A 17,911-nucleotide genomic window follows, 5' to 3' on the forward strand; every position below is an offset into this window, starting at 1 on the left:
ATTAGTCGCGAGGATGCAAGAAGGTCCGGTTAAATACTCAGTACGCCAGCGGTGTGCTGATATTCATTAAGAAAGGATAGAATTTTGCTGAATCCGATCGTTCGTAAATTCCAGTATGGCCAACACACCGTCACGCTGGAAACTGGCATGATGGCCCGTCAGGCCACCGCTGCCGTAATGGTAAGCATGGATGACACCGCCGTATTCGTTACTGTTGTTGGTCAGAAAAAAGCTAAACCAGGTCAGGACTTTTTCCCACTGACCGTTAACTATCAGGAGCGTACTTACGCTGCAGGTAAAATCCCTGGTGGTTTCTTCCGTCGTGAAGGCCGTCCGAGCGAAGGCGAAACCCTGATTGCGCGTCTGATTGACCGCCCGGTTCGTCCGCTGTTCCCGGAAGGTTTCGTTAACGAAGTTCAGGTTATTGCTACTGTTGTTTCCGTTAACCCGCAGGTTAACCCGGACATCGTATCGATGATCGGTGCTTCTGCTGCGCTGTCTCTGTCTGGTATCCCGTTTAACGGCCCAATCGGTGCGGCTCGCGTTGGTTATATCAACGACCAGTACGTGCTCAACCCGACTCAGGAAGAGTTGAAAGCAAGTAAGCTGGATCTGGTCGTTGCCGGTACTGAAGCCGCGGTTCTGATGGTTGAATCCGAAGCAGAACTGCTGAGCGAAGACCAGATGCTGGGCGCAGTGGTATTTGGCCACGACCAGCAGCAGGTTGTTATCCAGAACATCAACGAGCTGGTGAAAGAAGCTGGCAAACCGCGCTGGGATTGGCAGCCGGAAGCAGTAAACGAAGCGTTAAATGCGCGTGTTGCTGCGCTGGCGGAATCTCGTCTGAGCGATGCTTACCGCATCACTGACAAACAAGAGCGTTATGCTCAGGTTGATGTGATCAAATCTGAAACTATCGCGACGCTGGTTGCTGAAGACGAAACGCTGGATGCTAACGAGCTGGGTGAAATCCTGCACGCTATCGAGAAAAAGGTTGTGCGTAGCCGCGTACTGGCTGGCGAACCGCGTATCGATGGTCGCGAAAAAGATATGATCCGTGGTCTGGACGTTCGCACTGGCGTACTGCCGCGTACTCACGGTTCAGCACTGTTCACCCGTGGTGAAACGCAGGCGCTAGTGACCGCAACGCTGGGTACCGCACGTGATGCACAGATCATTGATGAACTGATGGGCGAGCGTACTGATTCCTTCCTGTTCCATTACAACTTCCCTCCGTACTCCGTAGGCGAAACCGGGATGGTGGGTTCGCCGAAACGTCGTGAAATTGGTCACGGTCGTCTGGCGAAACGCGGCGTATTGGCAGTCATGCCGGATGCAGAAAAATTCCCGTACACCGTGCGCGTGGTTTCTGAAATCACCGAATCTAACGGTTCTTCCTCCATGGCATCTGTGTGCGGCGCATCTCTGGCGCTGATGGACGCTGGCGTGCCGGTGAAAGCGGCCGTAGCTGGTATCGCAATGGGTCTGGTGAAAGAAGGCGACAACTTTGTTGTTCTGTCTGATATCCTGGGCGATGAAGACCACCTGGGCGATATGGACTTCAAAGTTGCGGGTTCCCGCGACGGTATCTCTGCGCTGCAGATGGATATCAAAATTGAAGGTATCACCAAAGAGATCATGCAGGTTGCGCTGAATCAGGCGAAAGGCGCACGTTTGCATATTTTGGGCGTGATGGAGCAGGCGATTAACGCGCCACGCGGCGATATTTCTGAATTCGCACCGCGTATCCATACCATCAAGATCAATCCGGACAAGATCAAAGACGTGATCGGTAAAGGCGGCTCCGTGATCCGCGCGCTGACCGAAGAAACCGGCACAACCATTGAAATCGAAGATGACGGTACCGTGAAAATTGCGGCAACCGACGGCGATAAAGCAAAACATGCTATCCGTCGTATCGAAGAGATCACCGCTGAGATCGAAGTGGGCCGCATCTATAACGGTAAAGTGACCCGTATCGTTGACTTTGGCGCGTTTGTTGCCATCGGCGGCGGTAAAGAAGGTCTGGTGCATATTTCTCAGATCGCTGACAAGCGTGTTGAGAAAGTGACCGACTATCTGCAGATGGGCCAGGAAGTGCCGGTGAAAGTTCTGGAAGTTGATCGCCAGGGCCGTATCCGTCTGAGCATTAAAGAAGCAACTGAGCAAACTCAGCCTGCTGAAGCGGCAGAAGCGCCGCAGGCAGAGCAGGGCGAGTAAGGTTGCCTTTGCCCTCCGCCTATGCGGAGGGCGTATTAGCAGGCAGGACGCCATGTTTGCAGCCGGGGGACAGGACGTTCATCCAATAGTTGTCTTCGGGAGTGGGAAATGAAGCCTTTTTTGCGCTGGTGTTTCGTTGCGACAGCTTTAACGCTGGCAGGATGCAGCAACTCTGCCTGGCGTAAGAGCGAAGTCCTCGCGGTGCCATTGCAACCGACTTTGCAGCAAGAAGTGATTCTGGCACGCATGGAACAAATTCTTGCCAGTCGGGCTTTAACCGATGACGAACGCGCACAGCTTTTATATGAGCGCGGAGTATTGTATGATAGCCTCGGTTTGAGAGCTTTGGCGCGGAATGATTTTTCACAAGCGCTGGCGATCAGACCCGATATGCCTGAAGTATTCAATTACTTAGGCATTTATTTAACGCAGGCAGGCAATTTTGATGCTGCCTATGAAGCGTTTGATTCTGTACTTGAGCTTGATCCAACTTACAACTACGCGCACTTGAATCGCGGTATCGCCTTGCATTACGGCGGTCGTGATAAGTTAGCGCAAGATGATCTGCTGGCGTTTTATCAAGACGATCCTAATGATCCTTTCCGCAGTCTGTGGCTTTACATCGTTGAGCGGAAGCTCGATGAGAAGCAGGCTAAAGAAGCACTGAAACAGCGCTTCGAAAAATCGGACCAGGAACAGTGGGGATGGAACATTGTCGAGTTCTACCTCGGCGACATTAGCGAAGCAACGCTAATGGATCGCCTGAAGGCAGACGCAACGGATAACACCTCGCTCGCTGAGCATCTCAGTGAAACCAACTTCTATTTAGGTAAGTACTACCTAAGTCTGGGGGATAAGGACAGCGCCACGGCACTGTTCAAACTGGCGGTTGCTAACAACGTACATAACTTTGTTGAGCACCGTTACGCATTGTTGGAATTAGCGCTCTTGGGCCAGGAGCACGACGACCTGGCAGAATCGGACCAGCAATAGCTGACGAACACATCAGCCCGTAATCTCTTTTGATTGCCATCACCTTCACGGGTGAGGGCTTTATTGTTCGTTAATTAACCTACTTTGAGCCGGTTCACACTTTTCAATGAAAATTGCTAATTTTTTTCACGATGAGTTATGTAGACTGGCCGCCAATGACATAGAGGCACTTGTACTACATGGCTGAATTCGAAACCACTTTTGCAGATCTGGGCCTGAAGGCTCCTATCCTTGAAGCCCTTAACGATCTCGGTTACGAAAAACCATCTCCGATCCAGGCTGAGTGCATTCCGCACCTGCTTTCTGGTCGTGACGTGCTGGGTATGGCCCAGACTGGTAGTGGTAAAACCGCAGCGTTTTCCCTGCCACTGCTTAACAACATCGATCCGGACCTGCGTGCGCCGCAGATCCTCGTGCTCGCTCCGACCCGCGAACTGGCGGTTCAGGTCGCTGAAGCGATGACCGATTTCTCTAAACATATGCGCGGTGTAAACGTGGTTGCTCTGTATGGCGGCCAGCGTTATGACGTGCAATTACGCGCCCTGCGTCAGGGGCCGCAGATCGTCGTCGGTACGCCGGGTCGTCTGTTGGATCACCTGAAACGCGGTACGCTGGATCTCTCTAAACTGAGCGGTCTGGTACTGGATGAAGCCGACGAAATGCTGCGTATGGGCTTTATCGAAGACGTAGAAACCATCATGGCGCAGATCCCGGAAGGTCATCAGACCGCGCTGTTCTCTGCAACCATGCCGGAAGCTATCCGTCGCATCACCCGCCGCTTTATGAAAGAGCCGCAGGAAGTGCGCATTCAGTCCAGCGTTACCACGCGCCCGGACATCAGCCAGAGCTACTGGACGGTGTATGGCATGCGTAAAAATGAAGCGTTGGTTCGCTTCCTGGAAGCGGAAGATTTTGATGCGGCGATCATTTTCGTGCGTACCAAAAACGCAACGCTGGAAGTGGCGGAAGCGCTGGAGCGTAACGGCTATAACAGCGCCGCGCTGAACGGTGACATGAACCAGGCGCTGCGTGAGCAGACGCTGGAACGCCTGAAAGATGGTCGTCTCGATATCCTGATTGCGACCGACGTTGCGGCGCGTGGTCTGGATGTTGAACGCATCAGCCTGGTTGTCAACTATGACATCCCGATGGATTCTGAATCCTACGTTCACCGTATTGGCCGTACCGGTCGTGCGGGTCGTGCTGGTCGCGCGCTGCTGTTCGTTGAGAACCGCGAACGCCGCCTGCTGCGCAATATCGAACGTACGATGAAGCTGACCATTCCGGAAGTAGAGCTGCCGAACGCAGAACTGCTGGGTAAACGCCGTTTGGAAAAATTTGCCGCAAAAGTACAGCAGCAACTGGAAAGCAGCGATCTGGACCAGTACCGTGCGCTGCTGGCGAAAATCCAGCCTTCTTCTGAAGAAGAGATGGATATCGAAACGCTGGCCGCTGCACTGCTGAAAATGGCGCAGGGCGAACGTCCGCTGATTCTGCCGCCGGATGCGCCGATGCGTCCGCGTCGCGAATTCCGTGAGCGTGATGACCGTTTCGAACGCCGTGGCGATCGTGGCCCGCGTGGCGACCGTCCGGAACGTGGTGGTGAAGATCGTCCGCGTCGTGAGCGTCGTGATGTTGGTGAAATGGAACTGTACCGCATTGAAGTGGGCCGTGATGACGGTGTTGAAGTTCGTCATATCGTTGGCGCTATCGCTAACGAAGGCGACATCAGCAGCCGCTACATCGGTAACATCAAACTGTTTGGCACCCACTCCACTATCGAGCTGCCGAAAGGCATGCCGGGCGAAGTGCTTCAGCACTTTACCCGCACGCGTATTCTGAACAAGCCGATGAATATGCAACTGCTGGGCGATGCGCAGCCGCGTGAACGTAGCGAACGTCGCGGTGGTGGTGAGCGTCGTGGCGGTGGTTTCGGTGGCGAGCGTCGTGAAGGCGGTCGCGGTGGTGAAGGTCGCCGTTTCAGCGGTGAGCGTCAGGAAGGCCGTGGTTTCGGTGGCGAACGTCGTGCACCGCGCCGCGATCGTGATGACAGCGCTCCACGTCGTCGTAACGATGCGTAATTAACACTGATTCTTCTGCGTTACAGGTCGTAAAGAAAAAGATACAGCCCCGGTCGAAATGATTGGGGCTTTTTTTATCTGTAATGTACTCCTGTACTGGTACAATGCAGCGGTTCCATTTCCGGCATTGCATCACCACAGGAGAATTTTTCAGATGTCGACACTGACAACCACACAGGCTTCCCCTTCGCTGTTCGGCGGGGTCGTGATCATCGGCGGTACGATCATTGGCGCAGGCATGTTTTCGCTGCCAGTGGTGATGTCCGGCGCGTGGTTCTTCTGGTCGCTTCTGGCGCTCGTTTTTACCTGGTTTTGCATGTTGCACTCCGGGTTGATGATACTCGAAGCGAACCTGAACTATCGCAGCGGTGCGAGCTTTGACACGATCACCAAAGATCTGCTGGGTAAAGGCTGGAACCTGGTGAATGGTGTGTCCATTGCTTTTGTGCTTTATATCTTGACCTACGCCTATATTTCGGCAAGTGGTTCTATTCTGCACCACACCTTCTCAGAGCTATCGCTGAATGTTCCGGCGCGGCTGGCGGGATTCTGCTTTGCACTGGGAGTGGCATTTATCGTCTGGCTCTCAACCCATGCAGTCAGCCGAATGACCGCGATTGTGTTGGGTGCGAAAGTGATCACGTTCTTTCTGACTTTCGGCAGCTTGCTCGGGCATGTGCAGCCCGCCACGCTGTTGAATGTGGCGCAAAGTGACACCTCCTATACGCCCTACTTATTGATGACCCTGCCTTTCTGTCTGGCCTCATTCGGTTATCACGGCAATGTACCAAGCCTGATGAAGTACTACGGTAAGGATCCGCGCACCATCATCCGTTGCCTCGTCTACGGAACGCTGCTGGCGTTGGGGCTGTACGTTATCTGGTTGCTGGTAACCATGGGCAATATTCCACGCCCGGCGTTTATCGATATCGCGGCGAAGGGCGGTAATATTGATGTGTTGGTGCAGGCATTGAGCGGTGTGCTGAATAGCCGCAGTCTGGATCTGCTGCTGGTGATTTTCTCGAATTTTGCCGTCGCCAGTTCTTTCCTCGGTGTCACGCTGGGGCTGTTTGACTATCTGGCGGATTTGTTCAACGTTGATGACTCCCCGTTAGGGCGTTTTAAAACCGCACTGCTGACATTCACGCCACCGATCATTGGCGGTGTGCTCTGGCCGAATGGTTTTTTATACGCCATTGGATATGCGGGGCTGGCCGCGACCATCTGGGCGGCCATTGTGCCGGCCTTGCTGGCAAATGCATCCCGTAAACGCTTTGGCAGCCCGATTTTCCGCGTGTGGGGCGGTAAGCCGATGATTGTATTAATCCTGTTGTTTGGCGCGGGCAACGCGGTGGTACATCTGCTTTCCAGCTTTAATCTGTTGCCGGTTTATCAGTAGCATAAAGCAGGGCGGCGCGGCTTCTGGCCTGCGCCACCCGGTGAAACGCTAACCCAGAAGCTCTTCTTTCACCTGCATGGCCAGCTCGAAAGAGTGCAGCCGCGCCTGGTGATCAAAAATCTGCCCATTAACCATAATTTCGTCCGCGTCCGTTTCCCGCAAAATGGATTCCAGACCGTGGCGTACCTTCGCCTTATCGCCCACCAGTGACATACTTAATGCTTGCTGCACGCCGTATTGCTCTGCTGGCGACCAGAATTGATCCATACTCTCGATAGGCGGCGGCAGTTGCGCACTTTCGCCACGGCGCAGTTTCACAAAGGCCTGCTGCATGGAGGTAAACAGGAATTCCGCATCGCGGTTGCTGTCGGCGGCGACAATATTGATGCACACCATCGCGTACGGTTTTTCCAGTCGCTCAGAAGGTTTGAAATTGGAGCGGTAGAGATGCAGCGCCTGGAACAGCATATCCGGCGCAAAATGCGAGGCAAACGCAAACGGCAGACCAAGCTGTGCAGCCAGTTGTGCGCTATACAGGCTGGAGCCCAGTAGCCAGACCGGGATCTTCTCACCATAGCCCGGAACCGGGCGCACGTGTGGGTTCGGATCGCGGGCATCAAACCAGTCCACCAGTTCCGCCACATCACGCGGGAAGTTATCAATATCGCCGCTCATATGGCGACGCAGCGCCATCATTGTGCGCTGATCGCTGCCAGGCGCACGACCCAGCCCAAGATCAATACGGCCAGGATAAAGCGTATTCAGCGTGCCGAACTGTTCCGCGATCACCAGTGGTGAATGATTAGGGAGCATAACGCCGCCGGAGCCCAGATGCAGGGTTTGCGTATTCGCCGCCAGATAGCCGATCAGCACCGATGTCGCCGCGCTGGCGATACCGGTCATATTGTGGTGCTCCGCCAGCCAGTAACGGTGATAACCGCGCTTTTCGGCGAGTTTTGCCAGATCCAGTGAGTGCGTAAACGCCTCACGAGCGCTGGAGTGTTGCGGGATCGGCGCCAGATCGAGCACCGAAAAAGGAAGGGTTTTATCAGCCATAAAAACTCACTTTGCTACAGCATCGTCATCAGATTGAAGGTCTTCTTCCAGCCTGGCGCGATGTGCCGCGCCCGGCCAGAAAAGCTGCAACTTTATATAGTGCATTAACCTTTGCTGATTGCTGTTAACAACTTGAGCTTTTTTACTGTTGCAGTGCCAGACCCGGTAGCCTGCGCCAGTAGCCGTTACAGTCGCTGTTTGACGCCAGCGGCAGTGGCGCTGCGCCGGTTTCATTGCGACGAAACGCATCGAGCATGGCAAACGTGTCATTACCCATCGGTGACAGGCGCACCATATCCACAATCCCGTTCATTGATGTCAGTTCATTACCGAGATTGTAGACATAGCCGCTCATGGTCTGGATGCCATTGAGCACAAACACTTGCTGATTCTCCTGCGACAGCATGCTGCGTCCGTTCGGGTATTTAATACAGCAGGTTTCGCATTCATCTTTGGGGCGGTCTTCTGAACGCGCCGTAAAGCAGCGCGCGGAGTAGGCCAGCGGCAAATGACCGTAGCTGAGCACTTCCACTTCAAATTGTTGACGAATGCCCAGCGCATCGCACTGATCGAGCAGATTAATCAGCCAGTCGCGGGAAAGCTCCACCGGCATGCACCAGCGCACCATGCCTTGCTTCAGCAACAAGCGTAACGTCACGGCGTTATAGCAGTTGAGCGCATGCCCGGCGACAAACGGCAGCTTGCGGTCAGCGCACATATTCACCACGCCCAAATCGCTGGCTTCCAGCAGGAATTCGCCGTTATCGACATAGCGTTTGAGTTCGTTCAGCTCGGATGACGCTTGCACTAGCGCAAGGGTGGAAAGCACCACTTGTTTGCCGCTGGTCGCCAGCGCCTTCGCCATATCCAGCCAGTCGCCGACCTTGGTGGCGCGGCGCTTGCTGCAGACGGCTTCGCCAAGATAGATCACATCGGCAGTGCTATTCGCTGCCTGGTGATAAAAGTCTTCCAGCGTCTCTTTTGACCAGTAGTAAAGCACCGGTCCTAATGAATATTTCATGTTCTACCTACTGCCATTTACGGTGGTACGCGCCAAGGGTGGTTTGTGTACCTTCAGACATTGCTCCCAGCGTGTCCATCCACGTGGGCTGCGGCACGAAATGTTGCGGGGAAGCCATACAGCGATCAATTGCCTGACGCCACACTTTTGCCACCTGGCTCACATAGGCCGGGCTACGCTGACGCCCTTCGATTTTGACCGATGCGATGTTCGCCGCCAGCAGCTCCGGCAGAAGCTCCAGCGTGTTCAGGCTGGTGGGCTCTTCCAGCGCGTGGTAGCGCTCGCCATCCACCAGATAACGCCCTTTGCACAGGGTCGGGTAACCCGCGTTTTCGCCATCCTGATAACGATCAATCAGTACCTCGTTGAGGCGTGATTCCAGCCCCTGCGGGGTTTGCTGCCAACGGACAAAGCGCGCCGGGGAGCATGCGCCCACGGTATTCGGCGATTCACCCGTCAGATAAGAGGAGAGGTAGCAGCGTCCTTCCGCCATAATGCACAGGCTGCCAAAAGCGAACACTTCCAGCGGCACGGGAGTCACGCGAGCCAGTTGTTTAACCTGGTGGATAGATAACACACGCGGCAGCACGACGCGGGCAACATCAAAGTGGCGGTGATAAAAGCGAATAGCCTCTTCATTGGTCGCAGAAGCCTGCACGGAAACATGGCGTTCAATGTGCGGATAACGCTCGGCGGCATACTCCAGCATCGCCAGATCCGCCAGGATCAACGCATCGGCGCCAATTTGCGCTGCCATATCCACCGCACGCTCCCAGCGCGAGTAGCCATCCGGATGCGCAAAGGTGTTGATGGCAATATGCAGCTTGCGGCGGTGCTGATGCACAAAACTGACCGCCTCCTGGAGTTTTTTCTCCGTAAAATTGAGTCCGGCAAAATGGCGGGCGTTGGTGTCATCTTTCAGGCCGATATAGACAGCGTCGGCGCCGTTTTCGATGGCCGCCTTCAATGCCGGAAGGTTTCCGGCAGGGCAGAGCAACTCCATAGTGTATCCTGCAATCGGGGGCGCAGTGGCCAGGTCGTACCCCTGGGGGCGCTAATTGTTAACGAACTGGGATTTTAGTTAACCTGTCTGCGACAATTCTTGATTTGAGGCAGTTAAATGTGTATTGGCAATACCAATAATCGGGGCCGATTTATTGTGGAATTGTTGATTTGCGCCGCTATGTCATTTCATTGATGTGGCAAAATAGCAGTCATTATCATTTCAGGGAGTAAAGCTCGTGTTGGAAAAATTGCGTTCACATCTTGTTCACTTTGGTCCGTCGTTACTGAGTGTGCCGGTTAAGCTGACGCCTTTCGCCATCAAGCGCCAGGTCCTGGAGCAGGTGCTGCGCTGGCAGTTCCAACAGGCTCTGGCGGACGGAGAGCTTGAGTTTCTGGAAGGCCGCTGGTTAAGTATTCAGGTTCGTGATATTGGCCTGACGTGGTATACCTCTGTGGAGGACGGGCGGTTGATCGTGCGCGAATCGGCGGACGCCGATGTGAGCTTCAGCGCAGATGCCAGTGATTTGCTGATGATAGCCGCACGCAAACAGGATCCGGATACACTCTTCTTCCAGCGCCGACTGGTCATTGAAGGGGATACGGAGCTTGGGCTTTACGTCAAGAATTTGATGGACGCCATTGAACTGGAGCAGATGCCAAAACCCCTGCGGGTGATGCTGTTGCAGTTGGCGGAATTTGTTGAGGCTGGCCTGCAAGCGCCGCCTGCAACGACACAACCTTCTGTAGGTGAGCCATGCTGATTAGAGTTGAAATTCCCATTGATGCGCCGGGTATCGACGCGTTGCTCCGGCGCAGCTTTGGCGGTGAGGGCGAAGCCCGGCTGGTGCACGACCTGCGCGAAGACGGTTTGATCACGCTGGGATTTGTCGCAACCGATGATGAAGGGCAAGTGATTGGCTATGTTGCATTCAGCCCGGTCACGGTTGAGGGCGAGGAACTGCAATGGGTCGGGCTTGCACCGCTGGCGGTGGACGAGCAGTACCGCGGTCAGGGTATTGCGCGGCAGCTGGTGTACGAAGGGCTGGATTCGCTGAATGAATTTGGCTATGCGGCGGCTGTGACACTGGGCGATCCAGCTTTCTACAGCCGTCTCGGTTTTGAAAACGCGGCGCAGCACGGCCTGCATTGCCGTTGGCCGGACACCGAATCTGCGTTTTTGGTGCACCGCCTGGCCGACGATGCCTTACACGGTGTTCGCGGTCTGGTTGAGTATTCAGAGCACTTTAATCGCCTGTAACTGCAGACGATAGCAAACTCTCTCGCAGCGCTTCGAATGAGCCATCCCCGGCGACGAGGCGCTCTTTCTGGCGCTTGTTCAATTGCTTGATTCGGTATTCCAGCCGCAGCGCGATCGATTTGTCCCCCACTTGTGCTGAAAAGACCAGCTGCAGGGCACCTTTTCCCCGTAACGCTTTTGCCCCTTTTCCGTTTTGATGCTGCGTAAAGCGACGTGCGACATCGGTCGTAATGCCGGTGTAGAGGGTATTGTCTGGCGTACGAATAAGATAGAGAAACCAGGGCGTCATGGCAGTATTCATTATGTTAATGTGAACGGAAAAATAACACGAGGAAGGGCAAATATGGAGACTCTTGCGGCCATTAATCGCTGGCTGGCAAAACAGCATGTGGTGACCTGGTGCGTGGCGAACAGGGGAGAGTTATGGTGCGCCAATGCATTTTATTTCTATGATCCGCACGCCGTGGCGTTTTATGTCCTGAGTGAAGACCAGACGCGCCATGGGCAAATGACTGGCCTGAAAGCGCAGGTCGCCGGTACGGTAAACGGTCAACCGAAAACCGTGGCGTTAATCCGTGGTGTTCAGTTTGCCGGGGAGATCCGTCGGCTGGATGAAGAGGAAAGCGCGGCGCCGCGTGCGCAGTACAACCGTCGCTTTCCGGTAGCCCGCATGTTGTCAGCCCCGATGTGGGAAATTCGCCTCAACGAGGTGAAATTCACCGACAACACGCTGGGGTTTGGCAAAAAGCTTCACTGGGTCCGTGAATCAGGCGCCCAGTAAACGCAGTGCCTCGCGGTTGAAGGCCGGCAAATCATCGGGGGTTCGGCTGGTGACCAGTTGATCATTATCGATCACCACCTCCTGGTCATAAAATTCGCCCCCGGCATTTTTCACATCCACAACGATGGGTTTCACTGCCGTCAGCTTACGCCCTCTCACCACATCTGCGCTGATCAGCAGCTGTGGGCCATGGCAAATGGCGAAAACAGGTTTACCGGCGCTGATAAAGTCCCGCGTAAAGGTTACAAAGCGATCGTCCCCGCGCAGGTAATCCGGCGAATGCCCGCCCGGTAGTAACAGCGCATCAAAATCCGCCGGGCGAACGTCATCAATGGCTTTATCGATAACCACATCGGCTTCGCCTTTTTTACCGTGCACGGTTTTCCCGGCTTGTTTCTCAATGGTGATAACTTCATGTCCGGCTTTACGAAATTCCTGCGCCGGCGACGTGAATTCTGAATCTTCAAACTCGTCGGTGATCAAGACAGCAATTTTCTTGCTCATAATTCCTCCGTTGTTTTGGCTTCAGAGAGGCGAATTATTCATACTGATAATTCACCAGAACAGTAAGCCTGGTTCAGCGGGCGAGTATTGCAAGACAGATTCATCTGCAAAGGGGGGAGAGATGCAACGTATATTACTGACCGGGGCGACCGGTCTGGTGGGTGGGCATTTGCTGCGGCTACTGATTAATGAGCCGCGCATCACCGCCATTGCCGCACCGACCAGGCGCCCGTTGGATGACGTCGCAGGCGTGTTCAATCCCCACGATCCGCAATTAACCGACGCGCTGGCGCAGGTGACGGAACCCGTGGACACGGTGTTTTGCTGCCTTGGCACCACGCGGCGCGAAGCGGGCAGTAAAGAGGCATTCATCCATGCGGATTTCACGCTGGTGGTGGACACGGCGATCGCCGGTTTGCGACTGGGCGCGAAACAGATGCTGGTGGTCAGTGCCATGGGAGCCAATGCACGTTCCCCCTTTTTTTATAACCGGGTAAAAGGCGAAATGGAGAATGCGTTAATCGCGCAGGAGTGGCCTTCATTGACTATTGCCCGCCCGTCTATGCTGCTGGGGGATCGCCAGAAGACACGTGTTAATGAGTCGTTGCTGGCACCGCTTTTTCGTTTTCTACCGGGCAACTGGAAGTCAATTCGTGCGCAGGATGTCGCGCTGGCATTACTGACGCTGGCATTTTCGCCAGATAATCGTGGGGTGCAGATCATCAGGTCGGCGCAGCTTAGCGCAATCGCCGCTGAGCGTATGTTTGCAAAATAGTATTTCCGGCGTACTATTCGCAGGCTCAAATCACTTTATCCCCGGGGATTGTTATGACTGGTCAGTCTTCATCTCAGGCGGCAGCCCGCTTTCAGTGGTGGAAACCCGCGTTGTTCTTTCTTGTTGTTATTGTTGGTCTTTGGTATGTGAAATGGCAGCCTTATTACGGCAAAGCCTTCACTGCTGCAGAAACACACAGTATTGGTAAATCTATTCTCGCACAGGCCGATGCCAGTCCGTTTAAAGCGGCATGGGATTACGCAATGGTCTATTTCCTTGCCGTCTGGAAAGCTGCCGTATTGGGCGTGCTGCTGGGATCGTTAATTCAGGTGTTGATCCCGCGTGACTGGTTGCTGCGGACGCTGGGGCAAAAACGCTTTAGCGGTACGCTCTTTGGCACGCTGTTCGCCTTACCTGGCATGATGTGCTCCTGCTGTGCTGCGCCGGTTGCCGCTGGTATGCGCCGCCAGCGTGTATCGATGGGCGGCGCACTGGCATTCTGGATGGGTAACCCGCTGCTGAATCCGGCTACGCTGGTGTTCATGGGGTTTGTGCTCGGCTGGCATTTTGCCGCTATTCGCCTTGTGGCGGGGCTGGTGACTGTCCTTGGCGTGGCGATGCTGGTGCAGGCGTTGGTGAAAGAGAACTCGCAGCAGGCGGACGCCGTGGATATCACGCTGCCGGAGCCGCAGGGCAGCTTTATGGCACGTTGGGGGAAAGCGCTGTGGCAGCTTTTCTGGAGCACCATTCCTGTTTATATTCTGGCTGTACTGGTGCTGGGCGCAGCGCGCGTCAGGTTGTTCCCGCATGCAGATGGCGCTATCGACAACACGTTGCTGTGGGTGATCGTGATGGCGGTTGTCGGCTGCTTGTTTGTCATTCCAACAGCCGCGGAAATCCCGATTGTTCAGACCATGATGCTGGCCGGTATGGGCATGGCACCTGCGCTGGCCTTGTTGATTACGTTACCGGCGGTGAGCTTGCCGTCGCTTATCATGCTGCGTAAATCATTCCCGGCGAAAGCCTTATGGATGACGGCGGGCCTGGTGGCGCTGTGTGGGATGATCACCGGAACGATTGCCCTGTTCTGATGACAGACAAAGAAAAAGAAAACCCGGCGATGCCGGGTTTTTTTGTTACTTGATAAAGGTAAACGCGGTGGTGACGTGTTTAACACCACTGACGCGGCTGGCGATGTCCGCTGCGGCTTTGCCTTCACGGTCGGTCACCAGGCCCATCAGGAACACCTCGCCGTTTTCCGTGGTGACTTTCACGTTAGACGATTTCACCTGATCGCTGCTTAAGAGTTGAGAGCGCACCTTGGTGGTGATCCAGGTATCGGAAGAGGCGGTGCCCAGACCAATGGGCTGACCCTGGCGGATCTCGTTAAAGACTTCGGTGGCACCGTCAACGCCCACGGCAATCTGTTTTGCCCGGGAAGAGAGATCGGTATTTGGCGCCTGGCCTGTCAGCAACACTTTCCCTTGATAGGCAGTGACGTTAACACGCGCTTCTTTCTTAATCTGTTCGTCTTTCGACAGCGCACTATTCACGCGCAGTTCCAGTGTACTGTCGTCTACCTGGGTGCCCACGGTACGCGGATCCGTCGCGGCTTTGGTGCCCACGGCTGCGGAACCTACCACCACAGCGCCAACACAACCTTGTAACAGCAGCGCGGAAATAAGGACTGCGAGGGGCGTAAATGCCTTCATGTGTACTCCTTAATCATCCTGGTGAGGAAAAAGCGTGTTATCAATCAGATCGCATAAGCAATTAACCGTCAGCATGTGCATCTCCTGAATGCGCGCGCTGCGGTGGGAAGGAATACGAATTTCGACATCCTGCGGCCCCAGCAGACCCGCCAGCTCGCCACCGTCATAGCCCGTCAACGCGATAATTGACATATCGCGTGTTACCGCCGCTTCCACGGCCTTCACGATATCGCGACTGTTACCCCGCGTAGAGATAGCGAGCAGAATATCGCCGGTATGACCGAGCGCCCGAACCTGCTTAGCGTAAATCTCATCATGCAGACGATCGTTTGCTATTGCCGTTAAGACCACATTATCGGTATTAAGTGCAATGGCAGGTAAACTGGGACGTTCTGTTTCAAAACGGTTGATCATGCTGGCAGCAAAATGCTGTGCGTTGGCGGCAGACGTGCCATTGCCACAACAGAGGATTTTGTTGCCGTTAAGCAGGGAGTGGACCATTGTCATGGCGGCGCGGGAAATGGCGTCAGGCAACGCTTCCGCCGCCGCAATTTGCGTTTGAATGCTTTCCGTAAAGCAGACTTTAATTCGTTCGAGCACGGTAATCCCTATCATTCAGCAATTATGAGTGGTCGTTAAAGGCGTTTTGTATCCACTCAACCTCATTTCCGGTGAAGGCTATCACATCAAACCGGCAATCCACAGTATCAAAACTCCCATTGTGCCGGGCGAGCCACAAACGGGCGGTATGCAGCAGTTTCACTTGCTTCGCCCGGGTGACGCTACTCAATGCGCCACCGAAACGGCCTGACCTGCGATAACGTACCTCGATAAATACGGTGGTGTGATTGTGCCGCATTATCAAATCAATCTCGCCGCCGCGCTCGCGCGCATTGGCGGCGATAAACTGCAGTCCTTTGCTTTCCAGCCAGCAACGCGCTTTGGCTTCCCACGCGTCGCCGGTCTGTTTACGATTTAACTCGCCGGGACGATTTGCCCCTGCTGGTATTTGAGCCATGACAACTTCCTGTTGATCACGCAATCCTGAGTGGCGGTCAAATCGCCAGTATTGCCATTGAGTTCGAACCCTGGCACCTGGCGCATTTGCGAGAAGTTATTCGCCAGCGACCAGGCATCGACGCCCATTGCATACAAACGCGCCAGTGAATAGTCATTGTTCACGCTTTTCAGCGCCTGCTGCATCAGCGAGGGGTTAGCACCCGCGAGCATTGGGATATCGTTAAACTGCAATCCTTCCATTTCAAGGCGGAAATCCGGGCCTGCGCCGCCTTGTGCACTGCGGGAACTGGCATACAGCATCACGCCGCTCTGACTGCCGGTACGCATGGTGATCATCGGTTTGATCAGCGCAATTTCATCCTGTGTCGCCACGATATACGCCGCGTCAATATTGCCACTGCCGCTGATTTGCGCATCGGTCGGCGGCGCAGGAATGTTCAGCCCACCAATGGTCACGCCCTGCTGTTTCGGCAGGCTGGAGAGCACCGGGCTGCCGGTCATCGCAATGCCGGAACCGCTGTTAATCCCCATACGCAGCTCAGCGGTAGAGCCAAATTTTTGTGCCAGTACGACGCCGCCACCCAGTTTTTGCCACTCCTGAGCAAAGGCGTTGCTGATGCGATCGCCCAGCGCGCTACGTGGGATCAGCAATAACGGCGCATGGCGGCCCTGCTCGTGGATATGGCGTGCGGCATCGCGGGCTTCATCTTCCGGAGAGAGGGCGAAGTAGCAGATGTTGGCGCGGTTCTCGACGTTTTCCGGCTGGTTGAGCGCCAGCACGTTCAGTGTGGTGTGGCTGCGCATCAGCTCTTCAACGTTGTTTTTCAACAGCGGACCTACCACGATGCTGGCACCATCCTGCTGCACCTGATTGAGCACCTGATCCATCGGCTGCGCGCTGGTGTCATAAATTTTCAGTTCTACGCCAGGGTTGGCTGGTGTTGCTGCCACAGCAGGCGTGGCTACGGGCTGCGTTGCATTGGCATCTGCGGGTTGCGCCGTCTCGGTCGCCGGTGTGGTTTCTGCGGTAGCAGGAGCTGTTGCGGTTTGCGCCGCGCTGTCCGGCGCTACAGCTTGTTGCGCATCTGGCGCGACAGCGTCTTGCTGCGCAGAGGCGTCGGTCAGATCGCTGACGCTGGTTTGTGATGGACTCACTACCGGGCTGGTTGCCGCCTGAGCCACCTGTTGCGGTACTGCCGGGCCGGACACCGCAGACACTCCGTTTTTCGCGGCTTCAAAACCTTGCTGAATAGCCCGGCCAAAGACTGCGGCCTGGCCATTTAATGGCAGCAGCAGGGCGATTCTGTTGGCAGATGCGGGTTTAAAATTTTGCAGATTCGATAGCTGGCTCGGCAGGGTTTTCGCCCCCGGGTTTTGCGGATAACGAGTCTGCCAGTCGGTGATACCGGCTTTCAACATATTCGGATCGTTACGGTTGTCGATCCACACGCGTTGCAGATCAAGCCAGCCTTGCAGGGTGACTTCATCGGCGTTGATCACAAAAGCCTTTGCCTGATCCTGATTAAAAGATGACAGCGCCTGCCAGGTGGCGTCGATATTTTTCTGTTTTTCTTCCGGGGTGGTTAACAGCGGCTCCTGGGCAATCAATGCGCGCAGCAGTGTCAGCGACGGTTTACCCTGAGAGGCGGTGATGCCGATCTGCCAGTAGCGGGCCTGTTGCTGCTGCTCAAGGTCGGCAGGATCGATTTTATTCAGTAACGCCAGCGCACCGGCAAAATCCCGCTGCGCGAGTTTCAGCTCTGCAGAGAGCAGGCTGTACTCTTTACGCTGGGTATCGTTCAGATCCTGCGGTAGCTTGCCAAACAGCTCGCTTGCCTGCTGGGTTCTCCCCTCTTTCAGCAGTGCACGAATGGCGAGTAATTGCCAGTTGGTCTTGCTATCATCTGTGCTTTGCTGCATCTGCTGCAGGTAAAAAGCAGAATTAGCCTGCGCTGCCCCTTGCATATGCGCGGCGCTCTGGTCACCAGACCGGGTGCCACAGCCAGCAAACAGCAGGGCGGCCAGCACCACAGGCAGGCAGCGTGTGGCTTTCGAACGTAGAAATGTTGACGGTAGCATACTGTAT

The 17,911-nt window shown here is 55.0% G+C and carries 18 protein-coding genes; 9 read left to right on the top strand and 9 right to left on the bottom strand.

Annotated elements, in window-relative coordinates:
* Positions 1-84: 84 nt before the first annotated feature.
* The 4 genes from pnp (at position 85) to mtr (ending at position 6,693) form a co-directional block, all read left to right on the top strand.
* On the top strand, positions 85-2,220 hold the full coding sequence (gene pnp, locus ABGA49_RS12245) for a polyribonucleotide nucleotidyltransferase (RefSeq protein ID WP_061493025.1): 2,136 nt from the start codon (positions 85-87) through the stop codon (positions 2,218-2,220).
* Between the two features lie 108 nt (positions 2,221-2,328).
* Complete coding sequence (nlpI, locus tag ABGA49_RS12250; RefSeq protein ID WP_061493026.1) at positions 2,329-3,213, top strand: lipoprotein NlpI; 885 nt, start codon at positions 2,329-2,331, stop codon at positions 3,211-3,213.
* 179 nt (positions 3,214-3,392) lie between these two features.
* Positions 3,393-5,294 carry a DEAD/DEAH family ATP-dependent RNA helicase gene (locus tag ABGA49_RS12255; RefSeq protein ID WP_347665609.1) on the top strand — a complete coding sequence of 634 codons (1,902 nt, stop codon included), beginning with the start codon at positions 3,393-3,395 and terminating at the stop codon, positions 5,292-5,294.
* A gap of 154 nt (positions 5,295-5,448) precedes the next feature.
* Positions 5,449-6,693, top strand: coding sequence for a tryptophan permease (gene mtr, locus ABGA49_RS12260; RefSeq protein ID WP_061493028.1), 1,245 nt, complete (start codon positions 5,449-5,451; stop codon positions 6,691-6,693).
* 48 nt (positions 6,694-6,741) lie between these two features.
* Here mtr and ABGA49_RS12265 read toward each other — a convergent pair whose 3' ends face one another.
* From ABGA49_RS12265 to ABGA49_RS12275, 3 genes are all read right to left on the bottom strand, one after another.
* Positions 6,742-7,749, bottom strand: coding sequence for an LLM class flavin-dependent oxidoreductase (locus tag ABGA49_RS12265; RefSeq protein WP_061493029.1), 1,008 nt, complete (start codon positions 7,747-7,749; stop codon positions 6,742-6,744).
* Positions 7,750-7,891: 142 nt separating this feature from the next.
* Positions 7,892-8,770, bottom strand: a complete 879-nt coding sequence (locus tag ABGA49_RS12270) for a U32 family peptidase (protein ID WP_061493030.1) — start codon at positions 8,768-8,770, stop codon at positions 7,892-7,894.
* A gap of 7 nt (positions 8,771-8,777) precedes the next feature.
* The gene (locus tag ABGA49_RS12275) at positions 8,778-9,773 is read right to left on the bottom strand and encodes a peptidase U32 family protein (protein WP_347665610.1); all 996 of its coding nucleotides are present in this window, start codon (positions 9,771-9,773) and stop codon (positions 8,778-8,780) included.
* 238 nt (positions 9,774-10,011) lie between these two features.
* Between ABGA49_RS12275 and ABGA49_RS12280 the strand changes: the two genes are divergently transcribed.
* Both ABGA49_RS12280 and ABGA49_RS12285 read left to right on the top strand, forming a co-directional pair.
* Positions 10,012-10,536 carry an SCP2 domain-containing protein gene (locus tag ABGA49_RS12280; protein WP_061493032.1) on the top strand — a complete coding sequence of 175 codons (525 nt, stop codon included), beginning with the start codon at positions 10,012-10,014 and terminating at the stop codon, positions 10,534-10,536.
* Positions 10,530-11,033 carry an N-acetyltransferase gene (locus tag ABGA49_RS12285; protein WP_088237674.1) on the top strand — a complete coding sequence of 168 codons (504 nt, stop codon included), beginning with the start codon at positions 10,530-10,532 and terminating at the stop codon, positions 11,031-11,033. The genes ABGA49_RS12280 and ABGA49_RS12285 overlap by 7 nt, the downstream gene beginning before the upstream one ends.
* On the opposite strand, the gene ABGA49_RS12290 is transcribed toward ABGA49_RS12285, so the two are convergent.
* The gene (locus ABGA49_RS12290; RefSeq protein ID WP_061493034.1) at positions 11,020-11,322 is read right to left on the bottom strand and encodes a GIY-YIG nuclease family protein; all 303 of its coding nucleotides are present in this window, start codon (positions 11,320-11,322) and stop codon (positions 11,020-11,022) included. The two genes, ABGA49_RS12285 and ABGA49_RS12290, sit on opposite strands and share 14 nt — an antisense overlap.
* A 54-nt stretch (positions 11,323-11,376) precedes the next feature.
* Between ABGA49_RS12290 and ABGA49_RS12295 the strand changes: the two genes are divergently transcribed.
* On the top strand, positions 11,377-11,814 hold the full coding sequence (locus tag ABGA49_RS12295; RefSeq protein ID WP_088237675.1) for a YhbP family protein: 438 nt from the start codon (positions 11,377-11,379) through the stop codon (positions 11,812-11,814).
* Here ABGA49_RS12295 and ABGA49_RS12300 read toward each other — a convergent pair.
* On the bottom strand, positions 11,800-12,318 hold the full coding sequence (locus ABGA49_RS12300) for a type 1 glutamine amidotransferase (protein ID WP_061493036.1): 519 nt from the start codon (positions 12,316-12,318) through the stop codon (positions 11,800-11,802). The genes ABGA49_RS12295 and ABGA49_RS12300 overlap by 15 nt on opposite strands.
* Positions 12,319-12,439: 121 nt before the next feature.
* Between ABGA49_RS12300 and ABGA49_RS12305 the strand changes: the two genes are divergently transcribed.
* Complete coding sequence (locus ABGA49_RS12305) at positions 12,440-13,093, top strand: NAD(P)H-binding protein (RefSeq protein ID WP_347665611.1); 654 nt, start codon at positions 12,440-12,442, stop codon at positions 13,091-13,093.
* Between the two features lie 53 nt (positions 13,094-13,146).
* Complete coding sequence (locus ABGA49_RS12310) at positions 13,147-14,184, top strand: permease (protein ID WP_347665612.1); 1,038 nt, start codon at positions 13,147-13,149, stop codon at positions 14,182-14,184.
* 45 nt (positions 14,185-14,229) lie between these two features.
* On the opposite strand, the gene dolP is transcribed toward ABGA49_RS12310, so the two are convergent.
* From dolP to ABGA49_RS12330, 4 genes are read right to left on the bottom strand one after another with little or no spacing between them, the layout of a single operon-like run.
* Positions 14,230-14,805: a division/outer membrane stress-associated lipid-binding lipoprotein gene (gene dolP, locus ABGA49_RS12315; protein WP_061493039.1), complete on the bottom strand. Its 576-nt coding sequence runs from the start codon at positions 14,803-14,805 to the stop codon at positions 14,230-14,232.
* 9 nt (positions 14,806-14,814) lie between these two features.
* Entirely contained in the window at positions 14,815-15,405 is a 591-nt protein-coding gene (diaA, locus tag ABGA49_RS12320) for a DnaA initiator-associating protein DiaA (protein ID WP_040016590.1), read from the bottom strand.
* 22 nt (positions 15,406-15,427) lie between these two features.
* On the bottom strand, positions 15,428-15,823 hold the full coding sequence (locus ABGA49_RS12325) for a YraN family protein (RefSeq protein WP_061493040.1): 396 nt from the start codon (positions 15,821-15,823) through the stop codon (positions 15,428-15,430).
* Positions 15,781-17,904 (bottom strand): penicillin-binding protein activator, encoded by a 2,124-nt coding sequence (locus ABGA49_RS12330; protein WP_347665614.1) that lies wholly within the window; start codon positions 17,902-17,904, stop codon positions 15,781-15,783. The genes ABGA49_RS12325 and ABGA49_RS12330 overlap by 43 nt, the downstream gene beginning before the upstream one ends.
* Positions 17,905-17,911: the final 7 nt, after the last annotated feature.

Origin of the sequence: Kosakonia sp. WA-90 (genome assembly GCF_039871955.1) — a bacterium.
In the GTDB taxonomy this organism is placed as follows: Bacteria; Pseudomonadota; Gammaproteobacteria; order Enterobacterales; family Enterobacteriaceae; genus Kosakonia; species Kosakonia oryzendophytica.